The following is a 21,289-nucleotide window of genomic DNA, read 5'->3' as shown; positions in this document are numbered from 1 at the left end:
CTAGAGACCCATGGCCGGAACATCCGCCCACCACGATCACGATCATGCAGGTCATGATCACCACGACGACCACGCCCACAAGCCGCTGACCTTCTTTCAGCGCTGGTTCCTGTCCACCAACCACAAGGACATCGGCACGCTCTACCTGATCTTCGCGATCTTCGCGGGTATCGTCGGCGGCACGCTGTCGGTGTTCATGCGCGCCGAGCTGCAGGAGCCGGGCATCCAGATTTTCCACGGTCTGGCTTCCATGGTTTACGGCTTCGAGGGCGATGCTGCCATCGACGGCGGCAAGCACATGTTCAACGTCTTCACGACCGCACACGCGCTCATCATGATCTTCTTCATGGTCATGCCGGCGCTGATCGGCGGTTTCGCCAACTGGATGGTGCCGATCATGATCGGTGCGCCGGACATGGCCTTCCCGCGCATGAACAACATCTCCTTCTGGCTGATCATCCCGGCCTTCCTGCTCGTGCTGCTTTCGATGTTCGTCGAAGGCCCGGCAGGTGCTTACGGCGCGGGCGGCGGCTGGACGATCTATCCGCCGTTCTCGACCTCGGGACAGCCCGGACCGGCCATGGATTTCGTGATCCTCGGCCTGCATATCGCCGGCGCATCCTCGATCCTCGGCGCGATCAACTTCATCACCACCATTCTCAACATGCGCGCTCCGGGCATGACGCTGCATAAGATGCCGCTGTTTGCCTGGTCGGTGCTGATCACCGCCTTCCTGCTGCTGCTCTCGCTGCCGGTTCTGGCAGGCGGCATCACCATGCTGCTGACCGACCGCAACTTCGGCACGTCGTTCTTCGCGCCGGAAGGCGGCGGCGACCCGATCCTGTTCCAGCACCTGTTCTGGTTCTTCGGTCACCCGGAAGTGTACATCCTGATCCTGCCCGGCTTCGGCATCGTCAGCCACATCGTCTCGACCTTCTCGCGCAAGCCGATCTTCGGCTATCTCGGCATGGCCTACGCCATGGTCGCGATCGGCGCCGTCGGCTTCATCGTGTGGGCGCACCACATGTATACGGTCGGCATGTCGCTCGACACGCAGCGCTACTTTGTCTTCGCCACGATGGTCATCGCCGTTCCGACGGGTGTGAAGATCTTCTCGTGGATCGCGACGATGTGGGGTGGTTCGATCCGCTTCACGACCCCGATGGTCTGGGCGATCGGCTTCATCTTCCTGTTCACCGTCGGTGGCGTCACGGGCGTTCAGCTCGCCAACGCCGGCCTCGACCGCTCGCTGCACGACACCTACTACGTGGTTGCCCACTTCCACTACGTTCTGTCGCTCGGTGCCGTCTTTGCGATCTTCGCGGCCTGGTACTACTGGTTCCCGAAGATGACCGGCTACATGTACTCGGAATTCCTCGGCAAGCTGCACTTCTGGGTGATGTTCGTCGGCGTGAACCTTGTGTTCTTCCCGCAGCACTTCCTCGGCCTCGCCGGCATGCCGCGCCGTTACATCGACTACCCGGATGCCTTTGCCGGCTGGAACTACGTGTCCTCGATCGGCTCCTACATCTCGGCCGTCGGCGTGCTGATCTTCCTCTTCGGTGTCTTCGAAGCCTTCTCCAAGAAGCGCGTCGCCGGCGACAATCCGTGGGGCGAGGGCGCAACCACGCTGGAATGGACGCTGTCTTCGCCGCCGCCGTTCCACCAGTGGGAACAGCTGCCGCGCATCAAGTAAGCTCAGAATGGTCAAGCCGCCGATCAGGGCGGCTTGACCAGTGCTGCGAGGCGCGGGGTTAAAACCGCGCCGTCATCCTCGGGCTCGTCCCGAGGATCTGCGGTCCAACCGCAGACGCAGGGGTGAAGCAGATCCTCGGGACAAGCCCGAGGATGACGGAACAAGGGGCGTGAAAATGAAAACGCCTCGAAATAAAGAGTACGGAAACGACATGGCTCTTCTCGACAATCACGAAGCAATCGCAGCCGATGGGCAACCGCGCCTGTCGGAAGCCTCTGCGCGCGATTTCTTTGAGCTTCTGAAGCCGCGGGTGATGTCGCTGGTGGTCTTTACGGCGCTGGCCGGCATGGTACTGGCGCCGGGGCATATCCACCCCGTCATCGGCTTCATCGCCATTCTCTGTATTGCCGTGGGCGCCGGAGCCTCCGGTGCCCTGAACATGTGGTACGACGCCGATATCGACGCCGTCATGAGCCGCACCGCCAAGCGCCCCATTCCCGCCGGCAAGATCCTGCCGCAGGAGGCGCTCGCCTTCGGCCTGACGCTCTCGGGCTTTTCCGTCTGTATCCTCGGCCTGGTAGTCAACTGGCTGTCGGCCGGCCTGCTCGCCTTCACCATCTTCTTCTATGCCGTCATCTATACGATGTGGCTCAAGCGCTCGACCCCGCAGAACATCGTCATCGGCGGTGCGGCCGGCGCTTTCCCGCCGATGATCGGCTGGGCCTGCGTCACCGGCGGCGTCTCGATCGAAAGCATCGTTCTCTTCCTCATCACCTTCCTCTGGACGCCGGCCCATTTCTGGGCGCTCGCGCTGTTCAAGATGCGCGAATACGGCGCAGTGAAGGTTCCGATGATGCCGAATGTCTGCGGTGAAGCCACCACCAAGAAGCAGATCGTCATCTATGCCGTGCTGACCGCCGTGATCGGCGTTGTGCCGGCCATCCTCGGCTTCGCCAGCATCGGCTACGGCGCCCTTGCCGCCGCGCTCGGCCTTGCCTTCATCTGGTATTCGCTGCTGGTGCTGCGCATGCCCGACGGCGACGAGAAGATGGTGCCGGCCAAGAAGCTGTTCGCCTATTCGATCCTTTATCTGTTCGTGATCTTCTCTGCTCTGATGGTCGATCACCTGGTCACGACCCTGTGGCCGATTACCGGAGGTGCCCTCTGATGGAACTCGTCAAACTCAGCGACGCCCAGAAGAAATCCCGCCGCGGCCGCAACATCGCGCTCGGCATCGTGCTCTTCTGTCTCGTGGTGTTGTTCTACGTCGTGACGCTGATCAAGGTCGGCAACGGCATGGCCAACTGATCGGGTGAGCGCATGAACAACGTTTCGAACCAGGGCGGCAGCAAGAACAGGGCAAACGGCGTCATCGTCGGTTCCTGTCTCGCCTTCGTCGTCGGCATGGTCGGCATGGCCTATGCCGCCGTGCCGCTCTATGACATGTTCTGTCGCGTGACCGGCTATAACGGCACGGTCAAGCGCGTCGAGCAGGCCTCCGACACCATCCTCGACAAGACGATCGAGGTGACCTTCGACAGCAACACGGCCTCCGATCTTCCCTGGGAGTTCAAGCCGGTGCAGCGCTCGGTCAATCCGAAGATCGGCGAGACGATCCAGGTCGAGTTCACGGCAAAGAACCTTTCGTCGAAGCCGACGACAGGCCAGGCGGTGTTCAACGTCACGCCGATGGCCGCCGGCGCCTATTTCAACAAGGTGCAGTGTTTTTGCTTCACGGAGACGACGCTGCAGCCGGGCGAAGAAATGACCATGCCGGTCGTGTTCTTCGTCGATCCCGAGATTACCACGGCCGTCGAGACCAAGGGGCTTCGCACCCTGACGCTGTCCTACACCTTCTATGCCCGCGAGCCGTCGAAGCCGGTCGCCGCGGTCACGACGAAACCATTAGACGCTGACAAAAAGCTTTGATTGACATGGGTTTCCGGCTAAGCCGGAAACGGAGAGAGAAAGACTTATCGGGGATTATCACATGGCCGATGCGCATCAGAAAAACCACGACTACCACATCATCGACCCCAGCCCATGGCCGCTTCTGGCATCCATCGGTGCTTTCGTCATGGCTTTCGGCGGCATTGCCTATATGCGCTATCTCTCGGGCGGCTCGTTCAAGCTGTTCGGCATGGAGCTGGCCAATCCGTGGGTCCTGTTCATCGGTCTCGCCATCGTGCTCTACACCATGTTCGGCTGGTGGTCGGATACGGTGAAGGAAGCCCATGAGGGCCACCACACCCGCGTCGTCTCGCTGCATCTGCGCTACGGCATGATCATGTTCATCGCTTCGGAAGTGATGTTCTTTGTCGCCTGGTTCTGGGCCTTCTTCGATGCCAGCCTGTTTCCGGGCGAAGCCATCCAGGCAACCCGCACGGCCTTTACCGGCGGTGTCTGGCCGCCGAAGGGCATCGAGGTTCTCGATCCCTGGCACCTGCCGCTCTACAACACCGTGATCCTGCTGCTCTCGGGCACCTGCGTCACCTGGGCGCACCACGCTCTGCTGCACGGCGACCGCAAGGGCCTCATCAACGGCCTGACGCTGACGGTGCTGCTCGGCATGCTGTTTTCCTTCGTACAGGGCTACGAATACGCGCACGCTCCGTTCGCCTTCAAGGAATCGATCTACGGCGCCACCTTCTTCATGGCGACCGGTTTCCACGGCTTCCACGTTCTAGTCGGCACGATCTTCCTGATCGTCTGCCTGATCCGCGCGGTTCGCGGCGATTTCACCCCGAAGCAGCATTTCGGCTTCGAGGCCGCCGCCTGGTACTGGCACTTCGTCGACGTCGTCTGGCTGTTCCTGTTCTTCGCCGTCTACATCTGGGGCGGCTGGGGCGCCCCGATCGCCCACGGCTGATCCGAGGCGAGCGATTTTCGAAAGGGCGGGTGCTGCGGCATCCGCCCTTTCTCTTTGGGGCTATCGCGCGGGTGCCGCGAATGCGCTATGGGACGGAGGTGAGATACCCCCCTCTGTCAGCTACGCTGACATCTCCCCCTCAAGGGGGGAGATTGGGCCGAGGGGCTGCCTCCCGCCGATCTCCCCCCTTGAGGGGGAGATGCCCGACAGGGCAGAGGGGGGTAACCGCGGCTCGGAAAGGAAAACGACAATGAACGAAGACAGCGCACATTTCCCGCCGGTCGATCCGGTCAAGACCGGTCTATCAGGCCATTGCCCGCGCTGCGGTCAGGGTAAGCTGTTCGATGGTTTCCTGAAGTTGAAGCCGGCCTGCTCTGCCTGCGGGCTCGATTACCGCTTCGCCGATTCGGGCGATGGCCCGGTGGTCTTCGTCATCCTGATCGTCGGCTTCATCGTCGTCGGCGCGGCGCTGTGGACCGAGGTCAACATCAACCCGCCGCTCTGGCTGCATTTCCTCCTGTGGATACCGCTTGCCTGCATTCTGAGCCTTGCCCTCATGCGCATGCTGAAGGGCCTGCTCGTCAATCTTCAATATCGGAACAACGCGAAGCAGGGCGAGATCGACCGTGGCTGAGGTGGCGGCAAAGGGCAGGGCGCGCACCGTCGCGGCTATCGTAACGGTTCTGGTGGCGCTGGCGATCCTGCTGTCGCTCGGCACTTGGCAGATGCAGCGTCTCGCCTGGAAGGAAGGCCTGCTTGCCGCCATCGCCGAGCGCCGGGCCGCGCCCCCCGTCGATATCGCCGAAATCGACCGCATGGCCAAGGCCGGCGAGGATGTCGACTACCGCGCGATGACCGCGACCGGCATCTATGCCAACAGCAAGGAACGGCATTTCTTCGCGACCTATGAGGGCCGCACCGGCTATTACATCTATACCCCGCTGCAGCTTGCCGATGGCCGCTTCCTGCTCGTCAACCGCGGCTTCGTGCCCTTCGACAGCAAGGAGCCGGAAACCCGGAAAGAAGGACAACTGACCGGCGAGCAGACGGTGCGCGGCCTTGCCCGTTCGGAACTTCTGGAAAAACCCTCCTGGGTTGTCCCGGATAACGATATCGCGAAGAATATCTTCTACTGGAAGGATCACCACGCCATGGCGGAAAGCGTCGGGCTCGATTCGGCACAGGTGGTTCCGTTCTTCCTGGATGCGGATGCGACGCCGAACCCCGGCGGTTGGCCGATCGGCGGCGTCACCCAGTTCGACCTGCCGAACAATCATCTGCAATATGCCATGACGTGGTACGGTCTGGCGCTGGCGCTCGTCGTCATCAGCGTCGTCTTCGTGATCAAGCGGCGCAAAAACTAAATCCGGGCCGGGGGCGGCCCATCCATCGCGAGGGGGCAAAACCATGCTTGCCAATATGTTCGTCGCCCTGACGGCGCTTCTGCATATCGGCTTTCTCGTGCTGGAGATGTTGCTGTGGAGCGGCCCGATCGGCCGCGGCGTCTTCCGGATGGGGGAGGCGCAGGCCGAAACGACAAAAGTGCTCGCCGCTAATCAGGGCCTCTATAACGGTTTCCTCGCGGCCGGCCTGATCTGGTCGCTGCTGCATCCGGTGCCCGAATTTGCCTTTGAGCTGAAGCTCTTCTTCCTTGTGTGCGTGATCGTTGCCGCTATATATGGCGCATGGTCGGTCTCCCTCCGCATCCTCCTCGTGCAGGGCGGCCCGGCGATCATCGCCCTTGTTCTTACGTTTCTGGCATTGTGATCCATGGCATCATCCTTAGCGGCAAAGAAAGAGATCACCATCCGGCTGTGCGGGCCGCGCGGCTTCTGCGCCGGTGTCGATCGCGCCATCCAGATCGTCGTGCTGGCGCTGAAGGAATACGGCGCCCCGGTCTATGTCCGCCACGAGATCGTGCACAATCGCTATGTGGTCGAAGGCCTCGAAGCCAAGGGCGCGATCTTCGTCGAGGAACTGGACGAAATCCCGGAAGAGCATCGCAAGCAACCGGTGGTCTTCTCGGCCCACGGCGTGCCGAAATCCGTACCCGCCGATGCCGAAAGCCGTAATCTCTTCTATCTCGACGCGACCTGCCCCTTGGTCTCCAAGGTCCACAAGCAGGCGATGCGCCACCAGCGCATGGGTCGCCACGTCGTGCTGATCGGCCATGCCGGCCACCCGGAGGTGATCGGCACCATGGGCCAGTTGCCGGAAGGCGCTGTGTCGCTGGTCGAGACCATCGAGGATGCCGACAACTACGTGCCCCAGGACCCCGACAATCTCGGCTTCGTCACCCAGACAACCCTTTCGGTCGATGACACCGCCGGCGTCATCAAGCGCCTGCACGAGCGCTTCCCGAACCTCACTGCCCCTGCCGCCGATTCCATCTGCTACGCCACCACAAACCGGCAGGAAGCGGTAAAACAGGCCGCCCCCGGCTGCGATCTCTTCCTGATTGTCGGCGCCCCGAATTCCTCGAACTCCAAGCGCCTCGTCGAGGTCGCGCTCCGATCCGGCGCCAGGCACGCGGTGCTCGTCCAGCGCGCCTCCGAGATCGACTGGGATACGCTCGGCGATATCGCCACCGTCGGCCTCTCCGCCGGCGCTTCCGCTCCGGAAGTCATCGTCAACGAGATCATCGAGGCTTTTCGCGCCCGTTATGACACATCTGTCGAACTTGCCGATACGGTGGAGGAAACGGAAAACTTCCTCGTTAACCGCGAGCTTCGCCATGTACCTTTGACCGTGGAGGATATGGTGTGGGTGAATGGCAGGGAGTGATTTCGCAGCTTTCCTGGTGGGAGATTGTTCTTTTCGTCCTGATCGGCGTGGTTGAAGTGTCGTTCCTCGCCATCATGATCGGTGCTTTCCTCCTTAGTTTCGTTTCCGTGATCCAGATACTGGGGAAGAGCGGCTATCCATATGTCGAGCCGGACGATGATAAATTGAGCTGGGTGCAACGGATGGGGCGGCGTCAGACACGAGCAGGACTGGCTTTTGTTTCTACTTCAGAATTTACGAAGGAATGGAAGCGGTTCGCTCTCAGTGCCACGATCTTCCTCTCCTGTCTGACTGTAATCCTGATATTTTCTTTGTTCACAAAACACTGAAAGCTTCCCGACAACATTTTTACGAACTTTGAGGCGCTTTCCTTGGCCGTTTACACCGACATCACCGAAGACGATCTGAAGCAGTTTCTCTCTGCCTATGGCGTCGGTGAACTCACCTCCTACAAGGGCATCGCCGAGGGCGTGGAAAACAGCAATTTCCTGCTGCACACCACCAGCGGCGCCTACATCCTGACACTCTACGAAAAGCGCGTCGATCGGGGCGACCTGCCGTTCTTCCTCGGCCTCATGCATCATCTGGCGGCGCGCGGCCTTTCCTGCCCGCTGCCCTTGCCGCGTGCCGATGGCGCATTGCTGGGCGAGCTTTCCGGCCGCCCCGCCGCCATGATCTCCTTCCTGGAGGGCATGTGGCTGCGCAAACCCGCCGCCCGTCATTGCCGCGAAGTCGGCCGGGCGCTGGCCGAAATGCACGTCGCCGGCGAGGGGTTCGCGCTGACGCGCCGCAACGCGCTTTCCGTCGATGGCTGGCGGCCGCTGTGGAACAACTCCCGCGACCGCGCCGACGAAGTGCTGGCAGGCCTGCGCGAGGAAATCACCGGCGAACTCGACGTGCTGGAAGCCGCATGGCCGAAAGACCTGCCGGCCGGCGTCATCCATGCCGATCTCTTCCCCGACAACGTCTTTTTCCTCGGCGACGACCTGTCCGGCCTGATTGACTTCTATTTCGCTTGCAACGACTTCCTGGCCTACGACGTCTCCGTCTGCTTGAACGCCTGGTGCTTCGAGAAGGACGGCGCGTTCAACATCACCAAGGGCACGGCGCTTCTGGCCGGCTACAACGCCGTGCGGCCGCTGAGCCCGGCCGAAATCGAGGCCCTGCCGCTTCTCTGCCGCGGCTCGGCGCTGCGCTTCTTCCTGACGCGCCTCTACGACTGGCTGATGACGCCGCCGGGCGCATTGGTGGTCAAGAAGGACCCGCTCGAATATCTGCGCAAGCTGCAGTTCCACCGCACAGTGAAATCGGCCGCCGAATACGGCCTGGGTGAAATCCAATGAAACACGTCGATATCTTCACCGATGGCGCCTGCTCGGGCAATCCGGGGCCGGGCGGATGGGGCGCGGTGATGCGCTATGGCGAAAAGGAAAAGGAACTTTGCGGCGGCGAGGCTGAGACCACCAACAACCGCATGGAGTTGCTTGCAGCAATCACGGCGCTTTCGGCGCTGAAGGAAACCTGCGAGATCGACCTCTACACCGACAGCAAATACGTCATGGACGGCATCGGCAAGTGGATTCATGGCTGGAAGAAAAACGGCTGGAAAACCGCCGACAAGAAGCCGGTAAAGAACGGCGAACTCTGGCAGGCGCTCGACGAAGCCAACCGCCGCCACAAGGTCACCTGGCACTGGGTCAAGGGCCACGCCGGTCACCCGGAAAACGAACGCGCCGACGAACTGGCCCGCAAGGGCATGGAGCCGTTCAAAAAGCCGCGGGCGTAAGGTTTTCGTTCGCGGTCGAAGGGGCGTCTTCCTCCGTCGTCCCCTCTCCCCGTTTGCGGGGAGAGGGTTAGGGTGAGGGGCAAATCCTCATCCTCGAAGATGCCGAACGTCCGCCCCTCATCCGGCCTGTCGGCCACCTTCTCCCCGCAGGCGGGGAGAAGGGACCAGCGGCAAACCCACGGGAAATGCCGACCCTCAATAACTGTGCGGCGGCACATAGAGGCAGATCGTCGGACTATCGTCCCGGCCATCGACCGTGCACCAATGGATGAAGCCATCCGGGCTGTTGCGGATGCGCTTGTCGCCATAGGGAACGACCTCGTTGCCGATGATGATGAAATAGCCGTCGGCGCGCTCCAGCACGCTCTTTGACGGGATTTGCCGACAGTCGATCCCGGCGCAACAACTGGCGTCGTAACGCCATCCCGATGGCGCGTCGTGGGCCGCGGCGCCGTGTGGAATGAAGGCAAGCAGCGCACCGCAGATAAGATTGCGCAAAGTCATCGGCGTGTCTCCGCGTCGTTCGTTCGACAGTCAACGATGGGACGCGGACGGGTCTTCTGCGGTCAGAGCTTTCCCCGGTGCAACAGCATAACCGCAGGAGCCGATTTCAGGCCGCGCCCGAAATCCTAAAAGGAGAGTTTATACCCGATATGGCTAGCGACAAAGCCGAGCTGTTCGTAAAACCGGTGCGCATCCGGCCGTGCCTTGTCCGTCGTAAGCTGCACCAGCGCGCAGCCGCGGCTGCGGCACTCCGCAATCGCCCATTCGATCATGCGCCGCCCCAGCCCCTCGCTGCGGCAATCGCGGGCGACGCGCACGGCTTCGATCTGGCCGCGCCAGGCGCCCTTGCGGGAAAGACCGGGAATGAAGCTCAGTTGCAGCGTTCCGATGACCCCGCGGTCGTCCTCGGCGACGGCCAGCAACTGGTTGGGATCGGCATCGATGGCGGAAAAGGCGGCGCTATAGGCGGTGTCCAGCGCATCGTCCATCGCCTCGCGCCCCTGACCGATGGGGTCATCGGCCAGCATGCGCACGATCGCGGGCAAATCGGCGGCGACGGCCCGGCGGAAATGAAGATCGGTCATGATAGGTCCAGAAGGGGTGCCGCCGGCTTCAAGGAAAGCGCGGCGGCATCCGGTATCAGAGCTGTTCCAGCATGGCGGCGGCGCCGGAGACGGTCGCCTGGCCGGGGCTCTCCTCGACGTTCAGCGCCTTGACCACGCCGTCCTCGACGATCATCGAGTAGCGCTTGGAACGGGTGCCGAGCGTGCCGGCGGAAAGATCGATATCCATGCCGAGCGCCTTGGTGAAGGCGGCGTTCCAGTCCGAAAGGAAGTGGATCTTGCCCATGCCGCCCGAGGCCGTCGCCCAGGCGCCCATGACGTGGATGTCATTGACGGCAACGACGGCGATGTCATCGACGCCGCGGGCGAGGATGGCGTCGCGGTTTTCGAGATAGCCGGGCAGGTGGTTCAGCGAGCAGGTCGGCGTAAAGGCGCCGGGCACGGCAAAGAGTACGACCTTCCTGCCGGCGAAAATCTGGTCCGTGGTGATCTCCACCGGGCCATCGGCGGTCTTTTCCTTGAAAGTGGCGGCAGGCAGCTTGTCTCCGACGGAAATGGTCACGGGGTCTCTCCCTTTGAGAATGTGTAGATGGCGGGCGTCGGCGAATGCGACGGGTCGGGCGAAATATAGATTTGCCTCAGTCAAAGGCAAGCGGGGTTTCCATGCTGCGCGCGCCGGCGCGAACGGTGAGCAGCACCGAGCCGCTTTTCAGCGCGCCACCCGCCTTGGGCGCCCGCACCGGAATGTCGGCGCGCGTCGTGCCATCGGTTTGCACCGCCAGCGCCGGCTTGCCGAAACCGTAGCCCGGCGGCCCGGCGAGGAAGAGTTCCGGTGCTGCCCCGCCTTGGGGCAGCACAAGGTTCACACGCAATTGCCCGGCCTGCGGATCATAGCCGGCGGACACCGCCTTGAACGTATCGTCCGGCGCCTGCGGCAAGGCCGCAGCGGCGGCATCGATGCGCGCCTTTTCCAGCGGGTTTTCGACGAGCGCATCGGGCATCGCAACGTCGAGTTCGGTCTGCACGGGGATGCAGATATCTTTGCAGATACCGAGGAAAACCGCAGCCTTGAGCGCAAGATCGCCCGGCCGGTTGCGCTTCAGGTCGAGCGGCAGCGCCACGGAGCGGTCATAGCCGACATAGCGCACGATGCCGTCGTCGAACGTCTTCGGTGCGGGAAAGCGGATACCGGAAAAATCGATGCCGCCGGTTGGGTCCACGGTGATCTGGGGCGGGATGCCGCTGGCGCCCGGCTCACGCCAATAGGTCTTCCAGCCGGGTTCGAGCTTGATGTCGAGGATCGCCGGAATGCTGCCGTCGGCCTGCGGTTTGGCGGTGACGATCCTGACCTCGCCCCCCTGCACGGCGGTCCACGGACTGCTGGCGGCAGCGGCCGACCCAGCAAAAAAATATCCGGCAAGGCTTGCCACGGCCAGCAAATGCGTCACATTCTGTAGGGGAGGACGACGTTTCATGACGGTGAGGATTATCGGTTTTGCACCGCGGATGAAAGAGGCCGCCGGCACGATATGTCCTGATTTGGCTCTGACCGGATAGGCTGGCACCATGATGACGACTTTGCACCCCAAGCGCGAACGCGGACAGCTCGACGGCCAGTTCCTGATCGCCATGCCCGGCATGGTCGACAGCAATTTCGCCCGCACGGTCATCTATGTCTGCGCCCATTCCAGCGATGGCGCCATGGGCTTCATCCTCAACCGGCCGCAGCAGCTGACTTTTCCGGAAGTGTTGCAGCATCTTGATATCGTCGGTTCCGAAGAGGCGATCCGTCTGCCGGAACGCGCCCGCAGCTTCCAGATCCAGACCGGCGGGCCGGTCGAAACCGGGCGCGGCTTCGTGCTGCATTCGGATGACTACATCAGCACGTCGAGCATTCCGATCAGCGACGAGATCTGCCTGACGGCGACGCTCGATATCATCCGGGCGATTTCGCGCGGGGAGGGGCCGAGCCGGGCGACGATGATGCTCGGCTATGCCGGCTGGGGCGCCGGCCAGCTGGAGGCGGAAATCGCTGGCAATGGCTGGCTGAACTGCCCGGCCAGCGAAGAACTGATCTTCGACCGCGATTTCGGCGAGAAATACGATCGGGCGCTGGCGCTGATGGGCGTCGCGCCGGCCATGCTCTCCATGGATGCCGGCCACGCTTAGGATCTATACCGGCCTGCAAATGGCGCTTCCCCGCGCTGCCGGTGCTCACGTACTTGAGTACCTCCGCTCCAGGTCGCGGAAAATCACAATTTCGGCTCGGCCTGGGCTGAATGCCGATTGATCCTCGCTCCATCACGCTTCGTTTCTTTCGATAAATTCCCGGAACCTTTTCCACTCCATCCCGTTTTCAAGGCGCAAGGCATGACGAACACGTCATGTCGAACGATCTAGGAGAATGAGACATGGGCAGCACGAGTGACAAGATTTCCGGAGCCGCAAATCAGGCTGCCGGCAAGGCGAAGCAGGCGGCCGGCAAGCTGACCGGCAACGACAAGATGCAGGCTGAAGGTAAGGGTCAGGAAGTCAAGGGCAAGGTCCAGACGGCGACCGGCAAGGCGAAGGACGCCGTGAAAAATACCGTCGATCGCATGTAGTCCATTTATGGCCGCAGCTTGGCCGCTTGAGGCGGCCTGCGGCCTTGAGGTGCGCAACCAGCTTCTGTCCTGACGGGTTCAACTGGATGGAAGTTTCTGCGCCGATGCCCGCTGTGCCTTGTGCCAGCGGGCATTCTCACGTTTGATAACCTTTTGATTGCCCTTCGAGGATGTCCCTTCATGAGACTTTATGCCTGCGGGAAATGCGGCAATCCAATCCATTTTGACAATCGCAGTTGCATCGCTTGCGGCTCGCAGCTCGGCTTTTCGACGGATACGCTGACGATGCACGCGCTCGAACCGTCCGAGACGGGATGGAGGACCATCGCACCCCACGCGCAGGAGGTCGCCTTCTGCGCCAATGCGGGTGATGACATCTGCAACTGGCTCGTCCCCTCCGGCGACAACAACGCCTATTGCGTCGCCTGCCGCTACAATCGCATCGTTCCGGTCACCGACAATCCCGAGGGGCTGGCGCGCTGGCAGCGCATCGGACAGGCGCAACGCCATCTGTTCTATTCTCTCTTGCGCTGGAAGCTTCCCATTCCGGGCCGCGATGTCGATCCGCAGGGCGGTTTGGTCTTCGATTTCCTCGCCGACGAAGTCGATGCAAACGGCAACGTCATTCCCGCAATGACGGGGCATGAGGACGGCCTGATCAGCCTGCGCGCCGCCGAAGCCAATGATGAGGTGCGCGAAAGCGTGCGGGTTTCCATGGGTGAGCCTTACCGCACCCTGCTCGGCCATCTCCGCCATGAGATCGGCCATTTCTATTGGGCGCAGCTGGTGCGCGACGAGGCGACGCTGGCCCGTGCCCGCGCGCTTTTCGGCGACGAACGCGAGGACTACGCCGCCGCTCTCCAGCGCAATTACGAGCAAGGCCCGCCCGCCGACTGGCAGAGCCGTTTCATCAGCACCTATGCCAGCTGCCATCCGGCGGAGGATTTTGCCGAGTGCTGGGCGCATTTCTTCCACATCGTCGATACGCTGGAAACGGCCCGCGCCTTCGGCCTCTCCACCGATCCGCGCAGGCATGGGGACATGGCGACCGAGGTGGATTTCGATCCCTATCGGGCGAGCGATGCGCAAACCCTGATCGATGCCTGGATACCGCTCAGCGTGGCGCTGAACAGCCTGCAGCGCAGCATGGGGCAGGCGGATAGTTACCCCTTCGTGCTCTCGCCACCGGTGGTGGAGAAGCTGGATTTTATCAACGGTTTGATCAGGCAATCGGCAGTAGGCAATCGGCAGTAGTAGAGAGGTTTGCGAGCAGAAGACGCCGCGACAAAATCTTTGCCTACTGCCTAAACCTACGCCCTCTTCATCAACGGAAACCGTTCCTTCAGCAGCCGCTGAATGGAATCCGCGCCGATGGGTGGGCCGAAGAGGAAACTCTGTCCGAAATCGCAGCCCATCTGGGCGAGTTGCACGGCATCCTCTTCCGATTCGATGCCCTCGGCGACCACTTGCATATCCAGCTCACGCGCCATCGAGATAACGGAGCGCAACAGGATCGCGCGCTTGTCGCTTGGGTCTTTCACCAGCGCCTTGTCGATCTTGATCGTATCGAAGGGGAAGCGGGTGAGATAGGCGAGCGAGGAATGGCCGGTGCCGAAATCGTCGAGCGCGAGCTTCAGGCCGGCATCCTTCAGCTTTTCCAAAACAAGCCGTGCCTGTTCCGGATTTTCCATGACCAGCGACTCGGTCAACTCGATCCTGATCTTGTTCGGGTCGCAGCGGTTCTTGTTCAAGACCGAGCGGATATCGTCATAAAGCTCGTTGTTGAGCAGTTGCGCGCTGGAGAGGTTGACTGAGACGAAGATGGGCAGGTCCCCGGTCTGCAGCTGCCAGTCTGTCAGGTCGCTGGTGGCGCGGTCGAAGGCGAAGAGGCCGAGTTCGCCGATCAGGTCGCAGCTTTCCGCGACGGGGATGAATTCGGACGGCGAGATATTGCCGCGCTTGGGATGATCCCAGCGCATCAAGGCCTCGAAACCGGCGATCTCGGCATCGTTGAGCCGCACGATCGGCTGGTAGACGAGGCTCAGTTCCTTGCGCTCGATGGCGCGCTTCAGGTCGTGTTCCAGCTGCAGCCGGTCGGTGCCGGAGGTGCGGAAGGCGGGACGGAACGGCTCGACGCGGTTGCCGCCGGCCTTCTTGGCGCGGAACATGGCAAGCTCGGCATCGTCGAGCAGGATGGCGGCATTTTCCTGCTGATCGACCCAGGAGACGAGGCCGATGGAAGCGGTGAGATTGACCTCGCGATTGCCGAAGGACAGCGGCACCATGATCGCCTTGGAAACGGCGTCGGCAAAATCCGCGACCTTGGCCGGATCACGCTCCGACATCAGGATCAGGCCGAACGCATCGCCGCCGAGACGCGCAAGCGTATCCTGTGGCTTCAGGAGACGGCGCAGGCGGCGCGTGAGCGCGATCAGGATGTTGTCACCGGCAGCGATGCCGAGCGTATCGTTGACATGCTTGTAGCGGTCGATGTCGATGGTGATGATCGTCGGCCGCACGGAATTGGTGCCCGAAGCCAGCGACAAGATCGATTGCAGCCGGTCGAGGAACACCTGACGGTTCGGCAGGCCGGTGAGGTTGTCCTGCATGGCGTTGTGCAGCAGCCGGTCGATCGAGTTCTTCTGCTCCGTCACATCAACGATGGTGCCGACGCAGCGGATGATTTCGCCGTTAGCACCGAGCACCGGCCGGGCGCGGATCGAAAGCCAGTGATAGTGGCCATCCTCGGCGCGGATGCGGAATTCGTGGTTCAGCCGGCCGCGGCGGTGCTCGAGCAAAACGTCGAGCGTGGCGCGGAAGCGGTCGCGGTCATCCGGGTGCAGGCGCGGCAGCCAGTTGCGGGCAGGGCCGTGCATGGTGCCGGGGGAGAGGCCGAGCTGGGCGGAAATATCGGGAATGGTCACCACCCGGTCGCGCGCCACGTCCCAGTCCCAGACGGTATCGCCCGAACCGGTCAGCGCCAGCGACTGGCGCTCCAGATCGGAAAACAGCCCCTGGCTATAGGCGCCGCCGGCAAAGGCGTGCTGCATCACGGTAAAGCCGATCAGAAGAACGATCAGCACGAGACCGCCGCCGAGCGCCGGCTGCACGATATCGTTGGAAAGCCGGCCGGTGACCGTCAGCCACGCCCCGAACAGCCAGACGAGGATCAGGAGCCACGCCGGCACGAGCAGGATGGCGCGGTCGTAACGGTTGAAGCCGAGATAGGCGATCAGGATGATGCCGGCCGTGCCGGTGAGGGCGAAGGAGAGGCGGGCAATGCCGGCGGCAATCGCCGGATCGTAGATCGCAACGCCGAACAGCAGGCCGAGACCCAGAACCCAGGCGAGCGTCGCATAGGACAGGTGCTGGTGCCAGCGATTGAGGTTGAGATAGGTGAAGAGGAAGATCACCAGCCCCGCCGCAAGGAACACCTCGGTTCCCGCGCGCCATATTCGATCATCGCCGGCCGTGATGCTGATGAGCTTGGACAGAAAGCCGAAATCGACGCAGATATACGCGAGCACCGCCCAGGCGAGCGCCGCGGTCGCCGGCAGCATCGAGGTGCCCTTGACGACGAAAAGAATGGTCAGGAACACCGCCAGCAGGCCGGCAATGCCGAGCACGATGCCGCGATAGAGAGTGAAGGCGTTGACGGTATCCTTGTAGGCATCCGGCTCCCAGAGATAGATCTGCGGCAGCTCCGGCGAGGCAAGCTCGGCGACGAAGGTGATGACCGAGCCGGGGTTGAGCGTGATGCGGAAGACGTCGGCCTCGTCGCTCGGCTGGCGATCGAGCGCGAAACCTTCGCTCGGCGTGATCGACAGGATGCGCTGCGAGCCGAGGTCCGGCCAGAACAGTTTTGAATTCACGAGCCGGAAATGCGGGGCGACGATGACGCGGTCGATCTGCTCTTCCGAAACGTTGGCGAGCGCGAAGACCGCCCAGTCGCCCTGATGGTTTTCGGCGCTGGAGCGCACCTCGATGCGGCGCACGATGCCGTCTGTGCCGGGGGCTGTGGAAACCTGGAAGGCCTCGCCACGGCCGGTATAGATTTCGGTGGTCGCCGTCAGGTCGAGCGCGGTGTCCTCGCGCGAAATCTTCACGGGCTCGATCGCCCAGGCCTGGCTTGCCGTTATCCACAAAAGCGCAAGCATGGTAACTGCGAGCGCCAAAATCCTGCGGACCGGCGAGAGCTGGGTGGGGCGGGTGAACGTCATCAACTGCTTAAATTCCTGGCTGGCGAGCTTTCCTGCGAGAGAAGGGAAAACATCAGATGATCCCGCCATTGTCCATTGATCTTCAGATATTCCCGCAGGTAGCCTTCGCGCTGAAAACCGACCTTTTCAAGGAGCCGGATGCTTCTCTGGTTCTCGGGAATACAGGCTGCCTCGACCCGGTGCAACTGAAGGGTCGAAAAGATGTAGGGGAGGGCGAGCCGCAAAGCCTGTTCCATATGCCCCTTGCCTGCATACCGTTCGCCCATCCAGTAGCCGATCATGCAGCATTGCGCGACGCCGCGGCGGATATAGCCGATCGTCAGTCCACCCATGAGTTGATTGTCTGGCCGTGAGATGAGGAACAGCGGCACGGCCTGACCCGAGGAAAATTCCTGTTCGTTGCGAATGACGCGGGCGCGAAAAGCGGCCTCGGTCATCTCGTCGGCCCGCCAGGTCGGCTCCCAGGGTTCGAGGAAGGCGCGGCTTTCATTGCGCAGCACATACCATTGCCGGTAGTCGGAAACCTTGGGCAGCCGCAGCAGATGGGTGGCATTGGCAATCTCGACCGGGTCCGGCTGCCGTGACAGAAACCGAAAGACCGATCGTGTCATATATGCCTCCGCGGGCGCGCCCGGATGTGATGCGTGCCGCTCTCAGCCCGCGACGGCGCGCGGGCTCGGGCGGTTGGACAGCGCTCCCAGAATGTCGTTCATCGGCGCGAGCTTGTCTACAGGCCCGATGGCCGAAAGTGTGGGAACCGTATCGAAGAACAGCCGTCCGGCAAGGTCGGTCAGCCGCTCGATGGTGATGCCCTGCAGTCGCTCCATCAGCTCTTCGTTGGGGATCGGGCGGCCGTAAAGCATCATCTGCCGGGCGATCTGGCCAGCGCGGGCGGCCGGGCTTTCCTGGCCCATCAAGAGCTGGGCGCGGATCTGGGCGCGGGCGCGGTCGATTTCCTGCTGCTCGATCTGCATCGACGACTTGCGCAGTTCCTCGATGATGACAGGCATCAGTTCCGGCAGGTTCTCGCCGCCGGTTGCGGCATGGACGCCGAAGATGCCGGTATCGGAAAAGCCCCAGTGGAAGGCATAAACCGAATAGCAGAGACCGCGATGCTCGCGCACTTCCTGGAACAGGCGGGATGACATGCCGCCGCCGAGGATATTGGCAAGGATCTGCGAGCAATAGAAATCGCGGGCATGATAGGCCTTGCCCTCGAAGCCGAGCAGCACCTGCGCATCCATGAGGTCGCGCTCTTCGCGCACCTCGCCGCCGATATAGCGGGCGGGCTGCGAGGCTTGGCTGCCAGTCGCGACTTCGGGAAGGCCGGCAAAACGTTCTTCAGCCTGCCGCACGAAGGCATCGTGGTCGATCGCGCCGGCGCCGACGACGAACATGCGGTCGGTCGTATAGTTACGGGCGAGGTAAGCACGGATCTGGTCCGGCGTGAAGGAGAGAACCGTTTCCGGCGTGCCGAGGATCGGGCGGCCGATGGTCTGGCCGGCAAAGGCGGTTTCGGCGAATTTGTCGAAGACGACGTCGTCCGGCGTGTCGTTGGCGGCGCCGATTTCCTGCAGGATCACCTGCTGCTCGCGCTCCAGTTCCTCATGATCGAAGGACGACTCGGTGAGGATGTCGGCAAGGATATCGACCGCAAGCGGCACGTCGTCCTTGAGGATGCGGGCGTAATAGGAGGTGGTTTCCGTCGATGTGGCGGCATTCACTTCGCCGCCGACATTCTCGATCTGCTCGGCGATATCGCGCGCCGAGCGCCGCGCCGTACCCTTGAAGGCCATATGCTCGAGAAGATGGGCAATGCCGTGTTCTTCGTTGGTTTCGTCGCGCGAACCGGATTTGATCCAGACGCCCAGCGCGACACTTTCGAGATGCGGCATGTTCTCGGTTACGACCGTCAACCCGGATTTAAGCCGGGTGCACTCAACTTTCATCGTCCGTCTTTCTGCGTTCTACTGCCGGATGCGGGCATGATCGTTGATGAATTTTTCGACAATCTTCAGCTCGGCTTCCAGGATATCGAAACGCTCCTCCCTGACCATCAGGTCAGCAAGCCACGTTGGAAGCGCCGGGTCAATACCACTTGCCGATTTTACTGCGGCGGGAAATTTCGCCGGATGGGCAGTCGCAAGCGTCACCATCGGCGAACCGGGCTTCTCATGCTTGGCAGCAACGAAGACGCCGATGGCGCTGTGCGGATCGAGCAGATAGCCGGTCTCGGCCAACACCGATTTGATGGTACCGGCGACTTCCTTTTCCGTCGCGCGGCCAGCGCGGAACTCGCGGCGGATCGCCTTCAGCGCCTGTTCCTCGATCTCGAAAGCGCCGGATTGCTTCAGGCTCGCCATGGCGGCGCGCACCTTCGAAGCATCGCGTCCATAGGCTTCGAACAGAAGCCGTTCGAAGTTGGAGGAGATCTGGATATCCATCGACGGCGAGGTCGTGGCCTTGACGGCGCGCATCTCGTAACGGCCGGTCTTCAGGGTGCGGGCGAGGATATCGTTGTCGTTGGTCGCGACGACGAGCTTGTCGATCGGCAGGCCCATTTTCTTGGCGACATAGCCGGCGAAAATATCGCCGAAATTGCCGGTCGGCACGGTGAACGAGATTTTCCGGTCCGGTCCGCCGAGCGCGATCGCGGTCGTGAAGTAATAGACGACCTGGGCCATGATGCGGCCCCAGTTGATCGAGTTGACGCCGGAAAGGGCAACGCCATCGCGGAAGGCGGTGTCGTTGAACATCTCCTTCACGAGGCTCTGGCAATCGTCGAAATTGCCCTTGACGGCCAGCGCATGCACGTTGGATGCGGTGGACGTGGTCATCTGCCGCTGCTGCACCGGCGAGACCTTGCCCTCGGGGAAGAGGATGAAGATATCGGTGCGCTCGCGGCCGGCAAAGGCATCGATCGCAGCGCCCCCGGTATCGCCCGAGGTCGCGCCGACGATGGTGGCGCGCTCGCCGCGCTCGGCCAGCACATGGTCCATCAGCCGGGCGAGCAGCTGCATGGCGACGTCCTTGAAGGCAAGCGTCGTGCCGTGGAAGAGTTCGAGAACGAAGCTGTTCGGTCCGGTCTGCACCAGCGGCGTCACGGCCGGGTGACGGAAGGTGGCATAGGCCTCGTCGATCATGGCGCGGAACTTGTCGTCGGCGATTTCGCCATCGACGAAGGGCTTCAGGATCGCAAAGGCGATCTCCTGATAGGACTTGCCGCGCAGCGCCCGGATTTCCCTTTTCGTCAGCGTCGGCCAGCTTTCCGGCACGTAAAGGCCGCCGTCACGGGCGAGCCCGGCCAGAAGCGCGTCGCAGAAACCGAGGGAAGGGGCTTCACCCCGCGTCGAGACATACTTCACCGTTACATCCTTCGTCTTGCGCCGTCCGCCGCGCGCAGCCGGACCGGGCCGAAATTTTGCAGAAGCCTGCTGATTCACCAATCGATTTTTCGATGCGCCGCTGCTATAGACCATCGCCAAGGGTCTTGAAAGGCCCAGTTGCGGCTCGTTTCGCCGCCTTTAAAGGCACGGAACCGCTGTGGCATCAACGACGGGAATTGCAGCGCGCCGCAACGGACGCCTGCCGCGCATGAGGGTTCAGTTACGTGATCGGTAAAGTTTCGGGCCGGCTTCTCGGCATTTCTCTCCTTCTCGTCGCAGCCGGCTGCAACAAGACAGATACCGGCGGCGCCATCGATGCCGGCGGCAGCGCCGCTGCCCCGACGCCCGCCGTCGTCCAGGGCGCCTGCCCGCAGGTCTTCCTGCTCGATGGCACGGCGGTTCACACGGCCTATGCCAAAGGTGCCAAGGACGATCCGACCCAGGTGATGTACCAGTCGACCCTGGTCAACACGACGCGCCAGTGCGTGCAGAACGAAAGCCAGCTCGTGATGACCGTCGTCGTCCAGGGCCGCGTTACGCCCGGCCCGGCCGGCACGGGCGGCACGGTCAACCTGCCGATCCGCGTTGCCGCGACCGATGGCCAGACGACGCTCTATTCCGAGCTGACGCAGTATCCGGTCACCGTCCAGCCGGGCGCGGGTGCATCCCAGTTCATCTTCACCAAGGCCAACATCCCGCTGCCGGGCGGAGCTGGCTCCTTCGCCAAGGTCTATGTCGGTTTCGACGAAGGCCCGCAGGGCAAGAAGAAGAAAAAGTAATACATCAACCAGTTACGGGAGGAGCCGGCGGAGTAGAAATCGCCGGCTTTTCATTGACTTGCTTGTCAAACTCGCAATGATCATCGCCAGCGGCAGTTT

Annotated in this window: 24 protein-coding genes; 16 read left to right on the top strand and 8 right to left on the bottom strand. The window is 62.3% G+C overall.

The window, feature by feature from the left end:
- Positions 1-10: 10 nt before the first annotated feature.
- The 12 genes from ctaD to rnhA all read left to right on the top strand — a co-directional run bounded on the left by ctaD (position 11) and on the right by rnhA (position 9,135).
- On the top strand, positions 11-1,696 hold the full coding sequence (gene ctaD / locus ASC86_RS02285; protein WP_056315442.1) for a cytochrome c oxidase subunit I: 1,686 nt from the start codon (positions 11-13) through the stop codon (positions 1,694-1,696).
- Between the two features lie 211 nt (positions 1,697-1,907).
- Positions 1,908-2,864 (top strand): heme o synthase, encoded by a 957-nt coding sequence (locus ASC86_RS02280; RefSeq protein ID WP_056315440.1) that lies wholly within the window; start codon positions 1,908-1,910, stop codon positions 2,862-2,864.
- Positions 2,864-3,004, top strand: a complete 141-nt coding sequence (locus ASC86_RS25520) for a hypothetical protein (protein ID WP_056315439.1) — start codon at positions 2,864-2,866, stop codon at positions 3,002-3,004. The genes ASC86_RS02280 and ASC86_RS25520 overlap by 1 nt, the downstream gene beginning before the upstream one ends.
- Positions 3,005-3,016: 12 nt before the next feature.
- Positions 3,017-3,625: a cytochrome c oxidase assembly protein gene (locus ASC86_RS02270; protein ID WP_056315437.1), complete on the top strand. Its 609-nt coding sequence runs from the start codon at positions 3,017-3,019 to the stop codon at positions 3,623-3,625.
- 61 nt (positions 3,626-3,686) lie between these two features.
- Positions 3,687-4,565 carry a cytochrome c oxidase subunit 3 gene (locus ASC86_RS02265; RefSeq protein ID WP_056315436.1) on the top strand — a complete coding sequence of 293 codons (879 nt, stop codon included), beginning with the start codon at positions 3,687-3,689 and terminating at the stop codon, positions 4,563-4,565.
- A gap of 250 nt (positions 4,566-4,815) precedes the next feature.
- Positions 4,816-5,199 (top strand): DUF983 domain-containing protein, encoded by a 384-nt coding sequence (locus tag ASC86_RS02260; protein WP_056315434.1) that lies wholly within the window; start codon positions 4,816-4,818, stop codon positions 5,197-5,199.
- Positions 5,192-5,929: an SURF1 family protein gene (locus ASC86_RS02255; protein WP_056315432.1), complete on the top strand. Its 738-nt coding sequence runs from the start codon at positions 5,192-5,194 to the stop codon at positions 5,927-5,929. The genes ASC86_RS02260 and ASC86_RS02255 overlap by 8 nt, the downstream gene beginning before the upstream one ends.
- Before the next feature lie 55 nt (positions 5,930-5,984).
- Positions 5,985-6,332 (top strand): DUF1304 domain-containing protein, encoded by a 348-nt coding sequence (locus tag ASC86_RS02250; RefSeq protein ID WP_244477506.1) that lies wholly within the window; start codon positions 5,985-5,987, stop codon positions 6,330-6,332.
- Between the two features lie 3 nt (positions 6,333-6,335).
- Positions 6,336-7,349, top strand: a complete 1,014-nt coding sequence (gene ispH, locus ASC86_RS02245) for a 4-hydroxy-3-methylbut-2-enyl diphosphate reductase (protein WP_056315429.1) — start codon at positions 6,336-6,338, stop codon at positions 7,347-7,349.
- Positions 7,328-7,678 carry a hypothetical protein gene (locus ASC86_RS02240; RefSeq protein ID WP_056393099.1) on the top strand — a complete coding sequence of 117 codons (351 nt, stop codon included), beginning with the start codon at positions 7,328-7,330 and terminating at the stop codon, positions 7,676-7,678. Before ispH ends, ASC86_RS02240 begins: the two co-directional genes overlap by 22 nt.
- A gap of 42 nt (positions 7,679-7,720) precedes the next feature.
- Positions 7,721-8,692, top strand: coding sequence for a homoserine kinase (locus ASC86_RS02235; protein WP_056315425.1), 972 nt, complete (start codon positions 7,721-7,723; stop codon positions 8,690-8,692).
- Positions 8,689-9,135 (top strand): ribonuclease HI, encoded by a 447-nt coding sequence (gene rnhA, locus ASC86_RS02230; RefSeq protein WP_056315423.1) that lies wholly within the window; start codon positions 8,689-8,691, stop codon positions 9,133-9,135. The genes ASC86_RS02235 and rnhA overlap by 4 nt, the downstream gene beginning before the upstream one ends.
- A 195-nt stretch (positions 9,136-9,330) precedes the next feature.
- On the opposite strand, the gene ASC86_RS02225 is transcribed toward rnhA, so the two are convergent.
- The 4 genes from ASC86_RS02225 to ASC86_RS02210 form a co-directional block, all read right to left on the bottom strand.
- Positions 9,331-9,639 (bottom strand): hypothetical protein, encoded by a 309-nt coding sequence (locus ASC86_RS02225; RefSeq protein WP_056315421.1) that lies wholly within the window; start codon positions 9,637-9,639, stop codon positions 9,331-9,333.
- Between the two features lie 125 nt (positions 9,640-9,764).
- Positions 9,765-10,223 (bottom strand): GNAT family N-acetyltransferase, encoded by a 459-nt coding sequence (locus ASC86_RS02220; RefSeq protein ID WP_056315419.1) that lies wholly within the window; start codon positions 10,221-10,223, stop codon positions 9,765-9,767.
- Between the two features lie 55 nt (positions 10,224-10,278).
- Positions 10,279-10,764, bottom strand: a complete 486-nt coding sequence (locus ASC86_RS02215; RefSeq protein ID WP_056315417.1) for a peroxiredoxin — start codon at positions 10,762-10,764, stop codon at positions 10,279-10,281.
- Positions 10,765-10,840: 76 nt separating this feature from the next.
- The gene (locus ASC86_RS02210) at positions 10,841-11,728 is read right to left on the bottom strand and encodes a protein-disulfide reductase DsbD domain-containing protein (protein ID WP_244477505.1); all 888 of its coding nucleotides are present in this window, start codon (positions 11,726-11,728) and stop codon (positions 10,841-10,843) included.
- 40 nt (positions 11,729-11,768) lie between these two features.
- Here ASC86_RS02210 and ASC86_RS02205 point away from each other — a divergent pair, with 40 nt between their 5' ends.
- The 3 genes from ASC86_RS02205 (at position 11,769) to ASC86_RS02195 (ending at position 14,059) form a co-directional block, all read left to right on the top strand.
- On the top strand, positions 11,769-12,371 hold the full coding sequence (locus tag ASC86_RS02205; protein WP_056315415.1) for a YqgE/AlgH family protein: 603 nt from the start codon (positions 11,769-11,771) through the stop codon (positions 12,369-12,371).
- 242 nt (positions 12,372-12,613) lie between these two features.
- Positions 12,614-12,805: a CsbD family protein gene (locus ASC86_RS02200; protein WP_056315413.1), complete on the top strand. Its 192-nt coding sequence runs from the start codon at positions 12,614-12,616 to the stop codon at positions 12,803-12,805.
- A gap of 180 nt (positions 12,806-12,985) precedes the next feature.
- Positions 12,986-14,059 (top strand): putative zinc-binding peptidase, encoded by a 1,074-nt coding sequence (locus tag ASC86_RS02195; protein ID WP_056315411.1) that lies wholly within the window; start codon positions 12,986-12,988, stop codon positions 14,057-14,059.
- 56 nt (positions 14,060-14,115) lie between these two features.
- Here the strand turns inward: ASC86_RS02195 and ASC86_RS02190 are convergent, their stop codons facing one another.
- The 4 genes from ASC86_RS02190 to thrC all read right to left on the bottom strand — a co-directional run bounded on the left by ASC86_RS02190 (position 14,116) and on the right by thrC (position 20,390).
- The gene (locus ASC86_RS02190) at positions 14,116-16,962 is read right to left on the bottom strand and encodes an EAL domain-containing protein (protein ID WP_244477538.1); all 2,847 of its coding nucleotides are present in this window, start codon (positions 16,960-16,962) and stop codon (positions 14,116-14,118) included.
- Positions 16,963-17,024: 62 nt separating this feature from the next.
- Entirely contained in the window at positions 17,025-17,636 is a 612-nt protein-coding gene (locus ASC86_RS02185) for a GNAT family protein (RefSeq protein WP_056315407.1), read from the bottom strand.
- A 42-nt stretch (positions 17,637-17,678) separates the two neighbouring features.
- Entirely contained in the window at positions 17,679-18,974 is a 1,296-nt protein-coding gene (locus ASC86_RS02180; protein ID WP_056315404.1) for a pitrilysin family protein, read from the bottom strand.
- 18 nt (positions 18,975-18,992) lie between these two features.
- The gene (gene thrC / locus ASC86_RS02175; RefSeq protein WP_056318131.1) at positions 18,993-20,390 is read right to left on the bottom strand and encodes a threonine synthase; all 1,398 of its coding nucleotides are present in this window, start codon (positions 20,388-20,390) and stop codon (positions 18,993-18,995) included.
- Positions 20,391-20,635: 245 nt separating this feature from the next.
- Between thrC and ASC86_RS02170 the strand changes: the two genes are divergently transcribed.
- Positions 20,636-21,190, top strand: coding sequence for a hypothetical protein (locus tag ASC86_RS02170; protein WP_056315402.1), 555 nt, complete (start codon positions 20,636-20,638; stop codon positions 21,188-21,190).
- Positions 21,191-21,289: the final 99 nt, after the last annotated feature.

This window comes from Rhizobium sp. Root1212, assembly GCF_001424985.1.
In the GTDB taxonomy this organism is placed as follows: Bacteria; Pseudomonadota; Alphaproteobacteria; order Rhizobiales; family Rhizobiaceae; genus Pararhizobium.
Note: the sequence above shows the minus strand (reverse complement) of the source record. Positions and strands in the feature narration are given on the sequence as shown.

Excerpts from the sequence above, each read along its gene's own strand:
- ASC86_RS02200 (WP_056315413.1), top strand. The coding sequence starts at position 12,614 with ATGGGCAGCACGAGTGACAAGATTTCCGGAGCCGCAAATCAGGCTGCC.
- ASC86_RS02195 (WP_056315411.1), top strand. The coding sequence starts at position 12,986 with ATGAGACTTTATGCCTGCGGGAAATGCGGCAATCCAATCCATTTTGAC.
- ASC86_RS02190 (WP_244477538.1), bottom strand. The coding sequence starts at position 16,962 with ATGCTTGCGCTTTTGTGGATAACGGCAAGCCAGGCCTGGGCGATCGAG.
- rnhA (WP_056315423.1), top strand. The coding sequence starts at position 8,689 with ATGAAACACGTCGATATCTTCACCGATGGCGCCTGCTCGGGCAATCCG.
- ispH (WP_056315429.1), top strand. The coding sequence starts at position 6,336 with ATGGCATCATCCTTAGCGGCAAAGAAAGAGATCACCATCCGGCTGTGC.
- ASC86_RS02260 (WP_056315434.1), top strand. The coding sequence starts at position 4,816 with ATGAACGAAGACAGCGCACATTTCCCGCCGGTCGATCCGGTCAAGACC.
- ASC86_RS02205 (WP_056315415.1), top strand. The coding sequence starts at position 11,769 with ATGATGACGACTTTGCACCCCAAGCGCGAACGCGGACAGCTCGACGGC.
- ASC86_RS02225 (WP_056315421.1), bottom strand. The coding sequence starts at position 9,639 with ATGACTTTGCGCAATCTTATCTGCGGTGCGCTGCTTGCCTTCATTCCA.
- ASC86_RS25520 (WP_056315439.1), top strand. The coding sequence starts at position 2,864 with ATGGAACTCGTCAAACTCAGCGACGCCCAGAAGAAATCCCGCCGCGGC.
- ASC86_RS02180 (WP_056315404.1), bottom strand. The coding sequence starts at position 18,974 with ATGAAAGTTGAGTGCACCCGGCTTAAATCCGGGTTGACGGTCGTAACC.
- ASC86_RS02220 (WP_056315419.1), bottom strand. The coding sequence starts at position 10,223 with ATGACCGATCTTCATTTCCGCCGGGCCGTCGCCGCCGATTTGCCCGCG.
- ctaD (WP_056315442.1), top strand. The coding sequence starts at position 11 with ATGGCCGGAACATCCGCCCACCACGATCACGATCATGCAGGTCATGAT.
- ASC86_RS02185 (WP_056315407.1), bottom strand. The coding sequence starts at position 17,636 with ATGACACGATCGGTCTTTCGGTTTCTGTCACGGCAGCCGGACCCGGTC.
- ASC86_RS02265 (WP_056315436.1), top strand. The coding sequence starts at position 3,687 with ATGGCCGATGCGCATCAGAAAAACCACGACTACCACATCATCGACCCC.
- ASC86_RS02270 (WP_056315437.1), top strand. The coding sequence starts at position 3,017 with ATGAACAACGTTTCGAACCAGGGCGGCAGCAAGAACAGGGCAAACGGC.
- ASC86_RS02280 (WP_056315440.1), top strand. The coding sequence starts at position 1,908 with ATGGCTCTTCTCGACAATCACGAAGCAATCGCAGCCGATGGGCAACCG.
- ASC86_RS02250 (WP_244477506.1), top strand. The coding sequence starts at position 5,985 with ATGTTCGTCGCCCTGACGGCGCTTCTGCATATCGGCTTTCTCGTGCTG.